Genomic DNA, 18993 nt, shown 5'->3' on the forward strand with positions numbered 1-18993 from the left:
CACTGATACAGCTCTGTTATAAACGCTTTATAGAATTATTTGGTTTTCACGTCAAAACACGCTTCTAATTCCGCTTTAATTTCCTTAAATCCTTTCTTTCGTAATAATTCAACATTACGTTCAGGGATTTCCTCAGGGTTCGGGAATACTCTCAATACGCGCGCCATCTCATCTTCACGAATAATGTGCAGTATCGGATAAGGTGAGCGATTAGTAAAGTTAGCAGCATCTTGCATTGTCGTGTCATCAAAACGATACTTAGGATGCATATGCGCTAATTGATAAACACCTTCGTAGTCCTGCATTTCCAATAAATCGTTCGCATAATCAATTAGATCGAGGAAATCATCAAAATTGCTACTCAATTTAGGAATAACAACTAATGTTGTAGCTATCTCTTCATTGGTATCTAAACGAATAAATTCAGCATTAACACATTCTAATAACTCAGTTAAATCAGTCCCATCAAGTACTGCACAATGAATTGTTTTTCGCTCTAATTCTTTTTTCGCAAAAGGGCAAATATTGTATTTCACAATAATATCTTTCACCCATTTTAGCGTCTGTAACTTAATTATCTCATGGTTATCAGTCATACAAGGATCCTAAATATATGAATTAAATTCGTTAACCACAAAATTAGTGATTTAACCTAAAGTGGTGAAAGTATATTTTAACTTTAACAGTTAATAATTTACAGGTATAAAAAAAGCCGATATCAATGATATCGGCTTTTTTTGTTCAAGATTAGTCTTGAATCTAATTTGACGTTTGGCGATGCCCTACTCTCACATGGGGAAGCCCCACACTACCATCGGCGTTATTACGTTTCACTACTGAGTTCGGAATGGGATCAGGTGGTACCGCAACACTATGGTCACCAAACAAATTTTTCGAGTCTTACGAATCATCTGCTCTTGTTTAAGACTACGTCTTAAACAATATTTATTCAGACTAGGTTTGAATAAATAGTAATTGGCGCTTGGCGATGCCCTACTCTCACATGGGGAAGCCCCACACTACCATCGGCGTTATTACGTTTCACTACTGAGTTCGGAATGGGATCAGGTGGTACCGCAACACTATGGTCACCAAGCAAATTTGGTTTGCTTTCAAGTTGTATCTTTAAAATCTGAAAAGCTATAAATAAAGAAGTCTTTAAAACCTATCTTTCGATAAATAGTAGTGTTCAATCAATTCTTAAGTCGTATTTCAATTAATCATACTTTAATTTGTATGGTTAAGCCTCACGGGTAATTAGTACAAGTTAGCTCAATGCCTCACAGCACTTACACACCTTGCCTATCAACGTTGTAGTCTCCAACGGCCCTTCAGGGGACTTAAAGTCCCAGTGAGAACTCATCTCGAGGCCTGCTTCCCGCTTAGATGCTTTCAGCGGTTATCAGTTCCGAACTTAGCTACCGGGCAATGCTATTGGCATAACAACCCGAACACCAGTGGTTCGTCCACTCCGGTCCTCTCGTACTAGGAGCAGCTCCTCTCAATTCTCAAACGCCCACGGCAGATAGGGACCGAACTGTCTCACGACGTTCTAAACCCAGCTCGCGTACCACTTTAAATGGCGAACAGCCATACCCTTGGGACCAACTTCAGCCCCAGGATGTGATGAGCCGACATCGAGGTGCCAAACACCGCCGTCGATATGAACTCTTGGGCGGTATCAGCCTGTTATCCCCGGAGTACCTTTTATCCGTTGAGCGATGGCCCTTCCATTCAGAACCACCGGATCACTAAGACCTACTTTCGTACCTGCTCGACGTGTCTGTCTCGCAGTTAAGCTGGCTTATGCCTTTGCACTAACCACATGATGTCCAACCATGTTTAGCCAACCTTCGTGCTCCTCCGTTACTCTTTGGGAGGAGACCGCCCCAGTCAAACTACCCACCAGACACTGTCCGCAACCCCGATAAGGGGCCTACGTTAGAACATCAAACGTACAAGGGTGGTATTTCAAGGTTGACTCCACATCATCTAGCGACAATGCTTCAACGTCTCCCACCTATCCTACACATGTAGGTTCAATGTTCAGTGCCAAGCTATAGTAAAGGTTCACGGGGTCTTTCCGTCTAGCCGCGGGTACACTGCATCTTAACAGCGATTTCAATTTCACTGAGTCTCGGGTGGAGACAGCGTGGCCATCATTACGCCATTCGTGCAGGTCGGAACTTACCCGACAAGGAATTTCGCTACCTTAGGACCGTTATAGTTACGGCCGCCGTTTACCGGGGCTTCGATCATGAGCTTCGACCTAAGTCTAACCCAATCAATTAACCTTCCGGCACCGGGCAGGCGTCACACCGTATACGTCATCTTTCGATTTTGCACAGTGCTGTGTTTTTAATAAACAGTTGCAGCCACCATTTCTCTGCGACCGACAATAGCTTACGGAGCAAGTCCTTCACCATCATCGGCGTACCTTCTCCCGAAGTTACGGTACCATTTTGCCTAGTTCCTTCACCCGAGTTCTCTCAAGCGCCTTAGTATTCTCTACCTAACCACCTGTGTCGGTTTGGGGTACGATTCTCTTATATCTGAAGCTTAGAGGTTTTTCCTGGAAGCCGGGTATCAACTACTTCATCTCCGTAGAGACTCGTCATCAGCTCTCAGCCTTAATGTACGCCCGGATTTACCTAAGCACACAGCCTACAACCTTAAACATGGACAACCATCGCCATGCTAGCCTAACCTTCTCCGTCACCCCATCGCAATATAAGTGAGTACAGGAATATTAACCTGTTTCCCATCGACTACGCCTTTCGGCCTCGCCTTAGGGGTCGACTCACCCTGCCCCGATTAACGTTGGACAGGAACCCTTGGTCTTTCGGCGTGGAGGTTTTTCACCCCCATTATCGTTACTCATGTCAACATTCGCACTTCTGATACCTCCAGCAAGCTTCTCAACTCACCTTCGACGGCTTACAGAACGCTCCTCTACCATGCAAGAACAAGTCTTGCATCCGTAGCTTCGGTGGTATGTTTAGCCCCGTTAAATCTTCCGCGCAGACCGACTCGACCAGTGAGCTATTACGCTTTCTTTAAAAGATGGCTGCTTCTAAGCCAACTTCCTGGCTGTCTGAGCCTTTCCACATCGTTTCCCACTTAACATACACTTTGGGACCTTAGCTGACGGTCTGGGTTGTTTCCCTTTCCACGACGGACGTTAGCACCCGCCGTGTGTCTCCCGCGATTGAACTTATTGGTATTCGGAGTTTGCAAAGGGTTGGTAAGTCGGGATGACCCCCTAGCCTTAACAGTGCTCTACCCCCAATAGTTAGACGCGAGGCGCTACCTAAATAGCTTTCGAGGAGAACCAGCTATCTCCCGGTTTGATTGGCCTTTCACCCCCAGCCACAAGTCATCCGCTAATTTTTCAACATTAGTCGGTTCGGTCCTCCAGTTGATGTTACTCAACCTTCAACCTGCCCATGGCTAGATCACCGGGTTTCGGGTCTAATCCCAGCAACTATTCGCGCAGTTAACACTCGGTTTCCCTACGGCTCCGCTATTCGCTTAACCTTGCTACTGAAATTAAGTCGTTGACCCATTATACAAAAGGTACGCAGTCACAGAACAAGTCTGCTCCCACTGCTTGTACGTATACGGTTTCAGGTTCTATTTCACTCCCCTCACAGGGGTTCTTTTCGCCTTTCCCTCACGGTACTGGTTCACTATCGGTCAGTCAGTAGTATTTAGCCTTGGAAGATGGTCCTCCCATATTCAAACAGCATATCACGTGTGCCGTCCTACTCGATTTCACAGTAAGGTCGTTTTCATGTACGGGACTATCACCCTGTATCGTGAAACTTTCCAGAATCTTCCACTAACTTCCAAACTGCTTAAGGGCTAGACCCCGTTCGCTCGCCGCTACTAAGGGTATCTCTATTGATTTCTTTTCCTCGGGGTACTTAGATGTTTCAGTTCTCCCGGTTCGCTTCGTAACGCTATGTATTCACGTTACGATACTCTACAAAGTAGAGTGGGTTCCCCCATTCGGAAATCTGTGGATTAACGCTTTTTATCAACTCCCCACAGCTTAACGCAGATTAACACGTCCTTCATCGCCTCTGACTGCCTAGGCATCCACCGTATACGCTTAGTCACTTAACCATACAATCTAAAGTCGACCGTACAATTGAAATAACTAGGTATTATCTAGTTTTTTTCGCCTCAAGAATACTCAAGAACACTATATTGTTATTACCGAAGTAATAACGTGTTTTAAGAACTTCTTTATTTATTCAGCTTTCCAAATTTTTAAAGAGCAATTTGCTAAAAAGCAAAGATAAACAAGCGATTGCTTATCTTTGCTTACTAGCGTCTTACTATTAGTAAGACATACTATTCAACTTTCTATTCAAGCAATTTGTGTGGGCACTTACAAAAATTAACAACTTTACGTAAGGAGGTGATCCAGCCCCAGGTTCCCCTAGGGCTACCTTGTTACGACTTCACCCCAGTCATGAACCACACCGTGGTCATCGCCCTCCCGAAGGTTAAGCTAATGACTTCTGGTGCAGCCCACTCCCATGGTGTGACGGGCGGTGTGTACAAGGCCCGGGAACGTATTCACCGTGACATTCTGATTCACGATTACTAGCGATTCCGACTTCATGGGGTCGAGTTGCAGACCCCAATCCGGACTACGACGCACTTTATGGGATTCGCTTACCATTGCTGGTTTGCAGCCCTTTGTATGCGCCATTGTAGCACGTGTGTAGCCCTACTCGTAAGGGCCATGATGACTTGACGTCGTCCCCACCTTCCTCCGGTTTATCACCGGCAGTCTCCTTAGAGTTCCCACCATTACGTGCTGGCAAATAAGGATAAGGGTTGCGCTCGTTGCGGGACTTAACCCAACATTTCACAACACGAGCTGACGACAGCCATGCAGCACCTGTCTCATAGTTCCCGAAGGCACCAATTCATCTCTGAAAAGTTCTATGGATGTCAAGAGTAGGTAAGGTTCTTCGCGTTGCATCGAATTAAACCACATGCTCCACCGCTTGTGCGGGCCCCCGTCAATTCATTTGAGTTTTAACCTTGCGGCCGTACTCCCCAGGCGGTCTACTTAATGCGTTAGCTTAAGAGCCCAGTTCTCAAGGAACCAAACTCCGAGTAGACATCGTTTACGGCGTGGACTACCGGGGTATCTAATCCCGTTTGCTACCCACGCTTTCGCATCTGAGCGTCAGTTACTTGCCAGGTGGCCGCCTTCGCCACTGGTATTCCTTCAGATCTCTACGCATTTCACCGCTACACCTGAAATTCTACCACCCTCTCAAGAACTCTAGTTTGCCAGTTCGAAATGCAGTTCCCAGGTTGAGCCCGGGGCTTTCACATCTCGCTTAACAAACCGCCTGCATGCGCTTTACGCCCAGTAATTCCGATTAACGCTTGCACCCTCCGTATTACCGCGGCTGCTGGCACGGAGTTAGCCGGTGCTTCTTCTGCGAGTAACGTCACAGCAGTAGAGTATTAATCTACTGCCTTTCCTCCTCGCTGAAAGTACTTTACAACCCTAAGGCCTTCTTCATACACGCGGTATGGCTGCATCAGGGTTTCCCCCATTGTGCAATATTCCCCACTGCTGCCTCCCGTAGGAGTCTGGACCGTGTCTCAGTTCCAGTGTGGCTGATCATCCTCTCAGACCAGCTAGGGATCGTCGCCTTGGTGAGCTCTTACCTCACCAACAAGCTAATCCCACTTGGGCTCATCTAGTCGCGAGAGCTTTCAAGAAGAGGCCCCCTTTCACCCGTAGGTCGTATGCGGTATTAGCAGTCGTTTCCAACTGTTGTCCCCCTCGACTAGGCAGATTCCCAAGCATTACTCACCCGTCCGCCGCTCGACGCCAGAATAGCAAGCTATTCTTCGTTTCCGCTCGACTTGCATGTGTTAAGCCTACCGCCAGCGTTCAATCTGAGCCATGATCAAACTCTTCAATTAAAAGTTTTTTGACTAATCAACGATGTTGATTAAGTCGGCTCAATGAATTCTGTACTTCAACAACAAACCGAGGTTTGTTGTTTATAAAACCAAATCTTTCGATTTAATTTAATGTTCACAATTACATTGATATAATTTTTGGTCATTATATCTCTGCAAGTGCTCACACAGATTGCTTGAATAAATTGTTAAAGAGCATTGGCGTGTTAAACACGGCAATTTTCAAATATCACTCAAGGAGTGTTATCTGAAAATTGCTGTAACTATCGTTACAACAATTTAATTTGGCGCTTGGCGATGCCCTACTCTCACATGGGGAAGCCCCACACTACCATCGGCGTTATTACGTTTCACTACTGAGTTCGGAATGGGATCAGGTGGTACCGCAACACTATGGTCACCAAGCAAATTTGGTTTGCTTTCAAGTTGTATCTTTAAAATCTGAAAAGCTATAAATAAAGAAGTCTTTAAAACCTATCTTTCGATAAATAGTAGTGTTCAATCAATTCTTAAGTCGTATTTCAATTAATCATACTTTAATTTGTATGGTTAAGCCTCACGGGTAATTAGTACAAGTTAGCTCAATGCCTCACAGCACTTACACACCTTGCCTATCAACGTTGTAGTCTCCAACGGCCCTTCAGGGGACTTAAAGTCCCAGTGAGAACTCATCTCGAGGCCTGCTTCCCGCTTAGATGCTTTCAGCGGTTATCAGTTCCGAACTTAGCTACCGGGCAATGCTATTGGCATAACAACCCGAACACCAGTGGTTCGTCCACTCCGGTCCTCTCGTACTAGGAGCAGCTCCTCTCAATTCTCAAACGCCCACGGCAGATAGGGACCGAACTGTCTCACGACGTTCTAAACCCAGCTCGCGTACCACTTTAAATGGCGAACAGCCATACCCTTGGGACCAACTTCAGCCCCAGGATGTGATGAGCCGACATCGAGGTGCCAAACACCGCCGTCGATATGAACTCTTGGGCGGTATCAGCCTGTTATCCCCGGAGTACCTTTTATCCGTTGAGCGATGGCCCTTCCATTCAGAACCACCGGATCACTAAGACCTACTTTCGTACCTGCTCGACGTGTCTGTCTCGCAGTTAAGCTGGCTTATGCCTTTGCACTAACCACATGATGTCCAACCATGTTTAGCCAACCTTCGTGCTCCTCCGTTACTCTTTGGGAGGAGACCGCCCCAGTCAAACTACCCACCAGACACTGTCCGCAACCCCGATAAGGGGCCTACGTTAGAACATCAAACGTACAAGGGTGGTATTTCAAGGTTGACTCCACATCATCTAGCGACAATGCTTCAACGTCTCCCACCTATCCTACACATGTAGGTTCAATGTTCAGTGCCAAGCTATAGTAAAGGTTCACGGGGTCTTTCCGTCTAGCCGCGGGTACACTGCATCTTAACAGCGATTTCAATTTCACTGAGTCTCGGGTGGAGACAGCGTGGCCATCATTACGCCATTCGTGCAGGTCGGAACTTACCCGACAAGGAATTTCGCTACCTTAGGACCGTTATAGTTACGGCCGCCGTTTACCGGGGCTTCGATCATGAGCTTCGACCTAAGTCTAACCCAATCAATTAACCTTCCGGCACCGGGCAGGCGTCACACCGTATACGTCATCTTTCGATTTTGCACAGTGCTGTGTTTTTAATAAACAGTTGCAGCCACCATTTCTCTGCGACCGACAATAGCTTACGGAGCAAGTCCTTCACCATCATCGGCGTACCTTCTCCCGAAGTTACGGTACCATTTTGCCTAGTTCCTTCACCCGAGTTCTCTCAAGCGCCTTAGTATTCTCTACCTAACCACCTGTGTCGGTTTGGGGTACGATTCTCTTATATCTGAAGCTTAGAGGTTTTTCCTGGAAGCCGGGTATCAACTACTTCATCTCCGTAGAGACTCGTCATCAGCTCTCAGCCTTAATGTGCGCCCGGATTTACCTAAGCACACAGCCTACAACCTTAAACATGGACAACCATCGCCATGCTAGCCTAACCTTCTCCGTCACCCCATCGCAATATAAGTGAGTACAGGAATATTAACCTGTTTCCCATCGACTACGCCTTTCGGCCTCGCCTTAGGGGTCGACTCACCCTGCCCCGATTAACGTTGGACAGGAACCCTTGGTCTTTCGGCGTGGAGGTTTTTCACCCCCATTATCGTTACTCATGTCAACATTCGCACTTCTGATACCTCCAGCAAGCTTCTCAACTCACCTTCGACGGCTTACAGAACGCTCCTCTACCATGCAAGAACAAGTCTTGCATCCGTAGCTTCGGTGGTATGTTTAGCCCCGTTAAATCTTCCGCGCAGACCGACTCGACCAGTGAGCTATTACGCTTTCTTTAAAAGATGGCTGCTTCTAAGCCAACTTCCTGGCTGTCTGAGCCTTTCCACATCGTTTCCCACTTAACATACACTTTGGGACCTTAGCTGACGGTCTGGGTTGTTTCCCTTTCCACGACGGACGTTAGCACCCGCCGTGTGTCTCCCGCGATTGAACTTATTGGTATTCGGAGTTTGCAAAGGGTTGGTAAGTCGGGATGACCCCCTAGCCTTAACAGTGCTCTACCCCCAATAGTTAGACGCGAGGCGCTACCTAAATAGCTTTCGAGGAGAACCAGCTATCTCCCGGTTTGATTGGCCTTTCACCCCCAGCCACAAGTCATCCGCTAATTTTTCAACATTAGTCGGTTCGGTCCTCCAGTTGATGTTACTCAACCTTCAACCTGCCCATGGCTAGATCACCGGGTTTCGGGTCTAATCCCAGCAACTATTCGCGCAGTTAACACTCGGTTTCCCTACGGCTCCGCTATTCGCTTAACCTTGCTACTGAAATTAAGTCGTTGACCCATTATACAAAAGGTACGCAGTCACAGAACAAGTCTGCTCCCACTGCTTGTACGTATACGGTTTCAGGTTCTATTTCACTCCCCTCACAGGGGTTCTTTTCGCCTTTCCCTCACGGTACTGGTTCACTATCGGTCAGTCAGTAGTATTTAGCCTTGGAAGATGGTCCTCCCATATTCAAACAGCATATCACGTGTGCCGTCCTACTCGATTTCACAGTAAGGTCGTTTTCATGTACGGGACTATCACCCTGTATCGTGAAACTTTCCAGAATCTTCCACTAACTTCCAAACTGCTTAAGGGCTAGACCCCGTTCGCTCGCCGCTACTAAGGGTATCTCTATTGATTTCTTTTCCTCGGGGTACTTAGATGTTTCAGTTCTCCCGGTTCGCTTCGTAACGCTATGTATTCACGTTACGATACTCTACAAAGTAGAGTGGGTTCCCCCATTCGGAAATCTGTGGATTAACGCTTTTTATCAACTCCCCACAGCTTAACGCAGATTAACACGTCCTTCATCGCCTCTGACTGCCTAGGCATCCACCGTATACGCTTAGTCACTTAACCATACAATCTAAAGTCGACCGTACAATTGAAATAACTAGGTATTATCTAGTTTTTTTCGCCTCAAGAATACTCAAGAACACTATATTGTTATTGCCGAAGCAATAACGTGTTTTAAGAACTTCTTTATTTATTCAGCTTTCCAAATTTTTAAAGAGCAATTTGCTAAAAAGCAAAGATAAACAAGCGATTGCTTATCTTTGCTTACTAGCGTCTTACTATTAGTAAGACATACTATTCAACTTTCTATTCAAGCAATTTGTGTGGGCACTTACAAAAATTAACAACTTTACGTAAGGAGGTGATCCAGCCCCAGGTTCCCCTAGGGCTACCTTGTTACGACTTCACCCCAGTCATGAACCACACCGTGGTCATCGCCCTCCCGAAGGTTAAGCTAATGACTTCTGGTGCAGCCCACTCCCATGGTGTGACGGGCGGTGTGTACAAGGCCCGGGAACGTATTCACCGTGACATTCTGATTCACGATTACTAGCGATTCCGACTTCATGGGGTCGAGTTGCAGACCCCAATCCGGACTACGACGCACTTTATGGGATTCGCTTACCATTGCTGGTTTGCAGCCCTTTGTATGCGCCATTGTAGCACGTGTGTAGCCCTACTCGTAAGGGCCATGATGACTTGACGTCGTCCCCACCTTCCTCCGGTTTATCACCGGCAGTCTCCTTAGAGTTCCCACCATTACGTGCTGGCAAATAAGGATAAGGGTTGCGCTCGTTGCGGGACTTAACCCAACATTTCACAACACGAGCTGACGACAGCCATGCAGCACCTGTCTCATAGTTCCCGAAGGCACCAATTCATCTCTGAAAAGTTCTATGGATGTCAAGAGTAGGTAAGGTTCTTCGCGTTGCATCGAATTAAACCACATGCTCCACCGCTTGTGCGGGCCCCCGTCAATTCATTTGAGTTTTAACCTTGCGGCCGTACTCCCCAGGCGGTCTACTTAATGCGTTAGCTTAAGAGCCCAGTTCTCAAGGAACCAAACTCCGAGTAGACATCGTTTACGGCGTGGACTACCGGGGTATCTAATCCCGTTTGCTACCCACGCTTTCGCATCTGAGCGTCAGTTACTTGCCAGGTGGCCGCCTTCGCCACTGGTATTCCTTCAGATCTCTACGCATTTCACCGCTACACCTGAAATTCTACCACCCTCTCAAGAACTCTAGTTTGCCAGTTCGAAATGCAGTTCCCAGGTTGAGCCCGGGGCTTTCACATCTCGCTTAACAAACCGCCTGCATGCGCTTTACGCCCAGTAATTCCGATTAACGCTTGCACCCTCCGTATTACCGCGGCTGCTGGCACGGAGTTAGCCGGTGCTTCTTCTGCGAGTAACGTCACAGCAGTAGAGTATTAATCTACTGCCTTTCCTCCTCGCTGAAAGTACTTTACAACCCTAAGGCCTTCTTCATACACGCGGTATGGCTGCATCAGGGTTTCCCCCATTGTGCAATATTCCCCACTGCTGCCTCCCGTAGGAGTCTGGACCGTGTCTCAGTTCCAGTGTGGCTGATCATCCTCTCAGACCAGCTAGGGATCGTCGCCTTGGTGAGCTCTTACCTCACCAACAAGCTAATCCCACTTGGGCTCATCTAGTCGCGAGAGCTTTCAAGAAGAGGCCCCCTTTCACCCGTAGGTCGTATGCGGTATTAGCAGTCGTTTCCAACTGTTGTCCCCCTCGACTAGGCAGATTCCCAAGCATTACTCACCCGTCCGCCGCTCGACGCCAGAATAGCAAGCTATTCTTCGTTTCCGCTCGACTTGCATGTGTTAAGCCTACCGCCAGCGTTCAATCTGAGCCATGATCAAACTCTTCAATTAAAAGTTTTTTGACTAATCAACGATGTTGATTAAGTCGGCTCAATGAATTCTGTACTTCAACAACAAACCGAGGTTTGTTGTTTATAAAACCAAATCTTTCGATTTAATTTAATGTTCACAATTACATTGATATAATTTTTGGTCATTATATCTCTGCAAGTGCTCACACAGATTGCTTGAATAAATTGTTAAAGAGCATTGACCTTACGGTCTGATTGTGTGCTTTACGCACTACAATTTTAAAATAACACTCATAGAATGTTATTTAAGAATTGTTGGCGGAGTGGACGGGACTCGAACCCGCGACCCCCGGCGTGACAGGCCGGTATTCTAACCAACTGAACTACCACTCCGCACAATCTGTGCTAATGTTTCCATCAGTCTTAATTTGGCGCTTGGCGATGCCCTACTCTCACATGGGGAAGCCCCACACTACCATCGGCGTTATTACGTTTCACTACTGAGTTCGGAATGGGATCAGGTGGTACCGCAACACTATGGTCACCAAGCAAATTTGGTTTGCTTTCAAGTTGTATCTTTAAAATCTGAAAAGCTATAAATAAAGAAGTCTTTAAAACATAAAGTGTTCTGTCTATTCTTAAGTCGATATTTCAATTAATCATACTTCAGTTTGTATGGTTAAGCCTCACGGGTAATTAGTACAAGTTAGCTCAATGCCTCACAGCACTTACACACCTTGCCTATCAACGTTGTAGTCTCCAACGGCCCTTCAGGGGACTTAAAGTCCCAGTGAGAACTCATCTCGAGGCCTGCTTCCCGCTTAGATGCTTTCAGCGGTTATCAGTTCCGAACTTAGCTACCGGGCAATGCTATTGGCATAACAACCCGAACACCAGTGGTTCGTCCACTCCGGTCCTCTCGTACTAGGAGCAGCTCCTCTCAATTCTCAAACGCCCACGGCAGATAGGGACCGAACTGTCTCACGACGTTCTAAACCCAGCTCGCGTACCACTTTAAATGGCGAACAGCCATACCCTTGGGACCAACTTCAGCCCCAGGATGTGATGAGCCGACATCGAGGTGCCAAACACCGCCGTCGATATGAACTCTTGGGCGGTATCAGCCTGTTATCCCCGGAGTACCTTTTATCCGTTGAGCGATGGCCCTTCCATTCAGAACCACCGGATCACTAAGACCTACTTTCGTACCTGCTCGACGTGTCTGTCTCGCAGTTAAGCTGGCTTATGCCTTTGCACTAACCACATGATGTCCAACCATGTTTAGCCAACCTTCGTGCTCCTCCGTTACTCTTTGGGAGGAGACCGCCCCAGTCAAACTACCCACCAGACACTGTCCGCAACCCCGATAAGGGGCCTACGTTAGAACATCAAACGTACAAGGGTGGTATTTCAAGGTTGACTCCACATCATCTAGCGACAATGCTTCAACGTCTCCCACCTATCCTACACATGTAGGTTCAATGTTCAGTGCCAAGCTATAGTAAAGGTTCACGGGGTCTTTCCGTCTAGCCGCGGGTACACTGCATCTTAACAGCGATTTCAATTTCACTGAGTCTCGGGTGGAGACAGCGTGGCCATCATTACGCCATTCGTGCAGGTCGGAACTTACCCGACAAGGAATTTCGCTACCTTAGGACCGTTATAGTTACGGCCGCCGTTTACCGGGGCTTCGATCATGAGCTTCGACCTAAGTCTAACCCAATCAATTAACCTTCCGGCACCGGGCAGGCGTCACACCGTATACGTCATCTTTCGATTTTGCACAGTGCTGTGTTTTTAATAAACAGTTGCAGCCACCATTTCTCTGCGACCGACAATAGCTTACGGAGCAAGTCCTTCACCATCATCGGCGTACCTTCTCCCGAAGTTACGGTACCATTTTGCCTAGTTCCTTCACCCGAGTTCTCTCAAGCGCCTTAGTATTCTCTACCTAACCACCTGTGTCGGTTTGGGGTACGATTCTCTTATATCTGAAGCTTAGAGGTTTTTCCTGGAAGCCGGGTATCAACTACTTCATCTCCGTAGAGACTCGTCATCAGCTCTCAGCCTTAATGTGCGCCCGGATTTACCTAAGCATACAGCCTACAACCTTAAACATGGACAACCATCGCCATGCTAGCCTAACCTTCTCCGTCACCCCATCGCAATATAAGTGAGTACAGGAATATTAACCTGTTTCCCATCGACTACGCCTTTCGGCCTCGCCTTAGGGGTCGACTCACCCTGCCCCGATTAACGTTGGACAGGAACCCTTGGTCTTTCGGCGTGGAGGTTTTTCACCCCCATTATCGTTACTCATGTCAACATTCGCACTTCTGATACCTCCAGCAAGCTTCTCAACTCACCTTCGACGGCTTACAGAACGCTCCTCTACCATGCAAGAACAAGTCTTGCATCCGTAGCTTCGGTGGTATGTTTAGCCCCGTTAAATCTTCCGCGCAGACCGACTCGACCAGTGAGCTATTACGCTTTCTTTAAAAGATGGCTGCTTCTAAGCCAACTTCCTGGCTGTCTGAGCCTTTCCACATCGTTTCCCACTTAACATACACTTTGGGACCTTAGCTGACGGTCTGGGTTGTTTCCCTTTCCACGACGGACGTTAGCACCCGCCGTGTGTCTCCCGCGATTGAACTTATTGGTATTCGGAGTTTGCAAAGGGTTGGTAAGTCGGGATGACCCCCTAGCCTTAACAGTGCTCTACCCCCAATAGTTAGACGCGAGGCGCTACCTAAATAGCTTTCGAGGAGAACCAGCTATCTCCCGGTTTGATTGGCCTTTCACCCCCAGCCACAAGTCATCCGCTAATTTTTCAACATTAGTCGGTTCGGTCCTCCAGTTGATGTTACTCAACCTTCAACCTGCCCATGGCTAGATCACCGGGTTTCGGGTCTAATCCCAGCAACTATTCGCGCAGTTAACACTCGGTTTCCCTACGGCTCCGCTATTCGCTTAACCTTGCTACTGAAATTAAGTCGTTGACCCATTATACAAAAGGTACGCAGTCACAGAACAAGTCTGCTCCCACTGCTTGTACGTATACGGTTTCAGGTTCTATTTCACTCCCCTCACAGGGGTTCTTTTCGCCTTTCCCTCACGGTACTGGTTCACTATCGGTCAGTCAGTAGTATTTAGCCTTGGAAGATGGTCCTCCCATATTCAAACAGCATATCACGTGTGCCGTCCTACTCGATTTCACAGTAAGGTCGTTTTCATGTACGGGACTATCACCCTGTATCGTGAAACTTTCCAGAATCTTCCACTAACTTCCAAACTGCTTAAGGGCTAGACCCCGTTCGCTCGCCGCTACTAAGGGTATCTCTATTGATTTCTTTTCCTCGGGGTACTTAGATGTTTCAGTTCTCCCGGTTCGCTTCGTAACGCTATGTATTCACGTTACGATACTCTACAAAGTAGAGTGGGTTCCCCCATTCGGAAATCTGTGGATTAACGCTTTTTATCAACTCCCCACAGCTTAACGCAGATTAACACGTCCTTCATCGCCTCTGACTGCCTAGGCATCCACCGTATACGCTTAGTCACTTAACCATACAATCTAAAGTCGACCGTACAATTGAAATAACTAGGTATTATCTAGTTTTTTTCGCCTCAAGAATACTCAAGAACACTATATTGTTATTGCCGAAGCAATAACGTGTTTTAAGAACTTCTTTATTTATTCAGCTTTCCAAATTTTTAAAGAGCAATTTGCTAAAAAGCAAAGATAAGCATTAAACTGCTTAGCTTTGATTTTTAATCAGAAAGAAAAGTGGTATCCCGTACGAGATTTGAACTCGTGTTACCGCCGTGAAAGGGCGGTGTCCTAGGCCTCTAGACGAACGGGACACTATTTACTTTCTACGTTTGGATTTCATCCCAAACGTTGTCTTATTTTCATAAGACTGTCTTTAACGTTTCTATTCAAGCAATTTGTGTGGGCACTTACAAAAATTAACAACTTTACGTAAGGAGGTGATCCAGCCCCAGGTTCCCCTAGGGCTACCTTGTTACGACTTCACCCCAGTCATGAACCACACCGTGGTCATCGCCCTCCCGAAGGTTAAGCTAATGACTTCTGGTGCAGCCCACTCCCATGGTGTGACGGGCGGTGTGTACAAGGCCCGGGAACGTATTCACCGTGACATTCTGATTCACGATTACTAGCGATTCCGACTTCATGGGGTCGAGTTGCAGACCCCAATCCGGACTACGACGCACTTTATGGGATTCGCTTACCATTGCTGGTTTGCAGCCCTTTGTATGCGCCATTGTAGCACGTGTGTAGCCCTACTCGTAAGGGCCATGATGACTTGACGTCGTCCCCACCTTCCTCCGGTTTATCACCGGCAGTCTCCTTAGAGTTCCCACCATTACGTGCTGGCAAATAAGGATAAGGGTTGCGCTCGTTGCGGGACTTAACCCAACATTTCACAACACGAGCTGACGACAGCCATGCAGCACCTGTCTCATAGTTCCCGAAGGCACCAATTCATCTCTGAAAAGTTCTATGGATGTCAAGAGTAGGTAAGGTTCTTCGCGTTGCATCGAATTAAACCACATGCTCCACCGCTTGTGCGGGCCCCCGTCAATTCATTTGAGTTTTAACCTTGCGGCCGTACTCCCCAGGCGGTCTACTTAATGCGTTAGCTTAAGAGCCCAGTTCTCAAGGAACCAAACTCCGAGTAGACATCGTTTACGGCGTGGACTACCGGGGTATCTAATCCCGTTTGCTACCCACGCTTTCGCATCTGAGCGTCAGTTACTTGCCAGGTGGCCGCCTTCGCCACTGGTATTCCTTCAGATCTCTACGCATTTCACCGCTACACCTGAAATTCTACCACCCTCTCAAGAACTCTAGTTTGCCAGTTCGAAATGCAGTTCCCAGGTTGAGCCCGGGGCTTTCACATCTCGCTTAACAAACCGCCTGCATGCGCTTTACGCCCAGTAATTCCGATTAACGCTTGCACCCTCCGTATTACCGCGGCTGCTGGCACGGAGTTAGCCGGTGCTTCTTCTGCGAGTAACGTCACAGCAGTAGAGTATTAATCTACTGCCTTTCCTCCTCGCTGAAAGTACTTTACAACCCTAAGGCCTTCTTCATACACGCGGTATGGCTGCATCAGGGTTTCCCCCATTGTGCAATATTCCCCACTGCTGCCTCCCGTAGGAGTCTGGACCGTGTCTCAGTTCCAGTGTGGCTGATCATCCTCTCAGACCAGCTAGGGATCGTCGCCTTGGTGAGCTCTTACCTCACCAACAAGCTAATCCCACTTGGGCTCATCTAGTCGCGAGAGCTTTCAAGAAGAGGCCCCCTTTCACCCGTAGGTCGTATGCGGTATTAGCAGTCGTTTCCAACTGTTGTCCCCCTCGACTAGGCAGATTCCCAAGCATTACTCACCCGTCCGCCGCTCGACGCCAGAATAGCAAGCTATTCTTCGTTTCCGCTCGACTTGCATGTGTTAAGCCTACCGCCAGCGTTCAATCTGAGCCATGATCAAACTCTTCAATTAAAAGTTTTTTGACTAATCAACGATGTTGATTAAGTCGGCTCAATGAATTCTGTACTTCAACAACAAACCGAGGTTTGTTGTTTATAAAACCAAATCTTTCGATTTAATTTAATGTTCACAATTACATTGATATAATTTTTGGTCATTATATCTCTGCAAGTGCTCACACAGATTGCTTGAATAAATTGTTAAAGAGCATTGACCTTGACGTTATCCGTCGTAGCCAGGCTGCGTATAATACGGCAACCAGTTTTGAAGTCAAGTACATATTGCACTTTATTTCAGGAGGTTTTAAAAGTAACTTTCGATACTGATAAAACACCTTTTACTTAGCGGCTATTGCCGTTTGAGTGAGGTCGAATTATAGAGAACTAGGCTCACTTAGCAAGTTTTATATGCCGTAATTAACCAGATATATTGAACTGCACAATAATTGCGCATATGACGTGCATTAAGTGTGGGGTAGCTGAGTTAGTTCAAAAAGAAAGGTGATTATTCATACAGTAATCACCTTCTTAATTACTTACACATTCATATTCTAGATAGTAAGCAGCTTAAATAATTAACTTATTTACAGCTCAGCTTCATCAGACTTGATTTGACGTATATATAAGTACACAGTATGTTTTGAAATATTCAGTTTTTCCGCAACCATATTAATTGCATCTTTAATATCAAAAATACCTTGTTGGTGAAGCGAAATTACAATGTGCTTATTTTTAGCATTATTGGCAATATCAGTTCGGTTGTTAATATCAGCAATCGTTTCTTCTACAGAGCGGTCAACCAATTCTTCAACTGTCGTTGCGAAATTTTCAGAAGACAATTCAGTTTCTCTTGTCTCAGGTGTAGGTAATAGCTCCTGAACAAAATCAATAAATGACGCACCAATATTAATGTTGATACAAATTAAACCGATTGTTCTTTCAGAACGGTTTTTGATTGCGATCGTCATCGAACGCATCATTTGACCATCTTTTGTCTGTGTAAAATAAGCTTTAGAACATTGCTTATTTTGTTCCGATATATCCTGTAGCATCATTAATGCTAAATCAGTGATCGGAGAACCTTCAACACGGCCTGTATTAAAACCATTTTCAATTTTAATCACAGAACGATCTACGCTTTCTAATGAGTGTAAGATCACTTCACATTGCTTACCAAATAAAGTAGCAATACCTTCTATAACACCATCATAAGATTTTAAAATACGGTGATCTTCATCCGTAAACGTATATGAACTTGTTAATTCATTCTTAATATTATCTAGTTCAAGTAGCACAACTATCCCTCGCCTATAGTTAAGCCCATTTGGGAGGCAACGTTAACATAGTTCAATATTAAAAACTTTGAACCGGATACCAGATATTATATTAAAATAAAATATCTGGTCGATATTAATAACTACACAAATAAATTAAGGTAATTACTTCATCCCTTGTTTAACATAAACATCAAAGCGATTTTTCTTAGTTTCGATTGCCATGCTCGGTTCAGCGTTTGCTATATATTCAGCATAATCAGGACGTTTAACAACAACACGCTTCGTCGCTACGCGCATGGCAGGTTCAAACAGACCATCCGCATCTAAATCCGCTCCAACTAAAGATTGAAAAACGCGCATCTCTTTTTTCACCAGTGCCGATTTCTTCTTATGTGGATACATAGGATCAAGATAAACCACATCAGGAGTAATACCCAAACCTTCTAATTTCGACAGGCTTGATGCAAAGACCAATTTTAGCCTTGTTCCAATCCAGCCACCGATCTCTGCATCGTCAACGGCTCTCTTTAAACCATCGTCCAGTAATGCCGCAACAATTGGCGAGCGCTCTAACATAGTGACATGACAACCTAATGATGCCAGCACAAATGCATCTCGGCCTAAACCTGCCGTGCCATCAACAACAGATGGTGTTACTCCCGACTTTAAGCCCACGGCTTTTGCAATTGCTTGCCCTTTGCCACCACCAAATTTACGACGGTGATTAACGGCTCCACCAGCGAAATCAACATATACAGAACCGAGCTTCGGTTCATCTAGTTTAAATAATTCAAGTCCCTTATCCGAATATATCAATTGGAATTGAGCATCAGCCACAGGCTCAAGAGAAAACCCCCACTGTTTAGCAAGTGCTGCTATATGTTCAGAAAAGAGTGAATCTGTTGTGATTATTTGTATGCAGTTCATGTATGCCTGATAAGGTTAGGTGTAATAATTCAAGTTAGATTGCCTATATTAGCAAAAAATACGAATACAACCTAAAT

Annotated in this window: 3 protein-coding genes, 2 tRNA genes and 10 rRNA genes; all 15 read right to left on the bottom strand. The window is 46.2% G+C overall.

Annotation, left to right across the window (positions count from 1 at the left end):
• Positions 1 to 35: 35 nt before the first annotated feature.
• The 15 genes from HWV02_RS21180 to HWV02_RS21250 all read right to left on the bottom strand — a co-directional run bounded on the left by HWV02_RS21180 (position 36) and on the right by HWV02_RS21250 (position 18916).
• Positions 36 to 596, bottom strand: coding sequence for a DUF1415 domain-containing protein (locus tag HWV02_RS21180; RefSeq protein WP_211677767.1), 561 nt, complete (start codon positions 594 to 596; stop codon positions 36 to 38).
• Between the two features lie 173 nt (positions 597 to 769).
• A 5S ribosomal RNA gene (gene rrf, locus HWV02_RS21185) occupies positions 770 to 885 on the bottom strand.
• A gap of 95 nt (positions 886 to 980) precedes the next feature.
• A 5S ribosomal RNA gene (rrf, locus tag HWV02_RS21190) occupies positions 981 to 1096 on the bottom strand.
• Positions 1097 to 1236: 140 nt separating this feature from the next.
• Positions 1237 to 4128: ribosomal RNA gene (locus HWV02_RS21195) — 23S ribosomal RNA — on the bottom strand.
• A gap of 291 nt (positions 4129 to 4419) precedes the next feature.
• Positions 4420 to 5964, bottom strand: a 16S ribosomal RNA gene (locus HWV02_RS21200).
• Between the two features lie 289 nt (positions 5965 to 6253).
• Positions 6254 to 6369: ribosomal RNA gene (gene rrf / locus HWV02_RS21205) — 5S ribosomal RNA — on the bottom strand.
• A gap of 140 nt (positions 6370 to 6509) precedes the next feature.
• A 23S ribosomal RNA gene (locus HWV02_RS21210) occupies positions 6510 to 9401 on the bottom strand.
• Positions 9402 to 9692: 291 nt separating this feature from the next.
• Positions 9693 to 11237: ribosomal RNA gene (locus HWV02_RS21215) — 16S ribosomal RNA — on the bottom strand.
• A gap of 276 nt (positions 11238 to 11513) precedes the next feature.
• Positions 11514 to 11590 (bottom strand) — tRNA-Asp (locus HWV02_RS21220).
• A gap of 40 nt (positions 11591 to 11630) precedes the next feature.
• Positions 11631 to 11746: ribosomal RNA gene (rrf, locus tag HWV02_RS21225) — 5S ribosomal RNA — on the bottom strand.
• A gap of 126 nt (positions 11747 to 11872) precedes the next feature.
• A 23S ribosomal RNA gene (locus tag HWV02_RS21230) occupies positions 11873 to 14764 on the bottom strand.
• A 221-nt stretch (positions 14765 to 14985) separates the two neighbouring features.
• Positions 14986 to 15061 (bottom strand) — tRNA-Glu (locus HWV02_RS21235).
• 119 nt (positions 15062 to 15180) lie between these two features.
• Positions 15181 to 16725, bottom strand: a 16S ribosomal RNA gene (locus HWV02_RS21240).
• The 16S, 23S and 5S rRNA genes sit together here with 2 tRNA genes alongside, the layout of an rRNA operon.
• Before the next feature lie 571 nt (positions 16726 to 17296).
• Entirely contained in the window at positions 17297 to 18007 is a 711-nt protein-coding gene (locus HWV02_RS21245; protein WP_211677768.1) for a transcriptional regulator, read from the bottom strand.
• A 144-nt stretch (positions 18008 to 18151) separates the two neighbouring features.
• Positions 18152 to 18916: a class I SAM-dependent methyltransferase gene (locus HWV02_RS21250; protein ID WP_255546967.1), complete on the bottom strand. Its 765-nt coding sequence runs from the start codon at positions 18914 to 18916 to the stop codon at positions 18152 to 18154.
• Positions 18917 to 18993: the final 77 nt, after the last annotated feature.

It is taken from the genome of Moritella sp. 28 (assembly GCF_018219435.1).
In the GTDB taxonomy this organism is placed as follows: Bacteria; Pseudomonadota; Gammaproteobacteria; order Enterobacterales; family Moritellaceae; genus Moritella.

What these genes read in the sequence shown, in the direction of transcription:
- HWV02_RS21180 (WP_211677767.1), bottom strand. Translation starts at nt 596, where the DNA reads ATGACTGATAACCATGAGATAATTAAGTTACAGACGCTAAAATGGGTG.
- HWV02_RS21250 (WP_255546967.1), bottom strand. Translation starts at nt 18,916, where the DNA reads ATGAACTGCATACAAATAATCACAACAGATTCACTCTTTTCTGAACAT.